The organism is Mesorhizobium sp. M7A.F.Ca.US.014.04.1.1, from assembly GCF_003998745.1.
GTDB classification, from domain to species: Bacteria; Pseudomonadota; Alphaproteobacteria; order Rhizobiales; family Rhizobiaceae; genus Mesorhizobium; species Mesorhizobium ciceri.
The window spans coordinates 1-557 of sequence record NZ_RZRW01001380.1 but is presented as its reverse complement, the minus strand read 5'-3'; the positions used below and the strand labels follow the sequence as shown (position 1 = coordinate 557).

At 58.9% G+C, this 557-nt stretch carries 1 protein-coding gene and 1 pseudogene; both read right to left on the bottom strand.

The annotated features are described in order from the left end of the window. A pseudogene (locus EOA22_RS39445) lies at positions 1 to 176 on the bottom strand (transcription elongation factor); the annotation flags it as partial. A 198-nt stretch (positions 177 to 374) separates the two neighbouring features. Further along, on the bottom strand, positions 375 to 557 hold a 183-nt coding region (locus tag EOA22_RS38425; protein ID WP_127390763.1), incomplete at its 5' end, for a DNA polymerase.

The window sequence follows — 557 nt, the reverse complement described above, 5'->3', positions numbered from 1 at the left end:
GTTGTAGCGCTGCTCAAGTCCCTGATTCCCGCCACCTGAGCGCGAGCCAATTCAATCTGCAGCATCCTGAGACCCGCCTCCGTGACGAGGTTAATCCGATCGGAGATAGGGCGAGCCGGCAAGATGGTTTCCGACGCGGCGTCTGCACTTTCCTACTTAGCAAATGCTACGCTCAATTGTTCGGGTCTCCTATCAGACTCTTGGATGCCGGTGGCGTCATCATGTCCAGGGTCGCCGTCCATGATGAACCCGTCCATGATGGGACGTCTCTGTCGGCCGAGCCCTTAGGAACAAGAGACTGGCGTGCCTGCGTCTTCAAGGTTCAAGTGCTCAACCTAGCCAGAGCCACCCCCAGCCGATTTCCGCGCTCAGAACTATTTGAAATCCCGTGTCCTCACCTTGATCTGGTCAATATGCAGATAGGGATCGATGATATTCCTCGGCCGCGGCCCTTTCGGCAGTCCGCGCGGGTCGGGCGTCGGGCTGCCGTGATGAAACTCGTCACCGCGCCCATGCGGCAGGGGGAAGGCAGCATCCCGATCACCAACTCTAGCCAG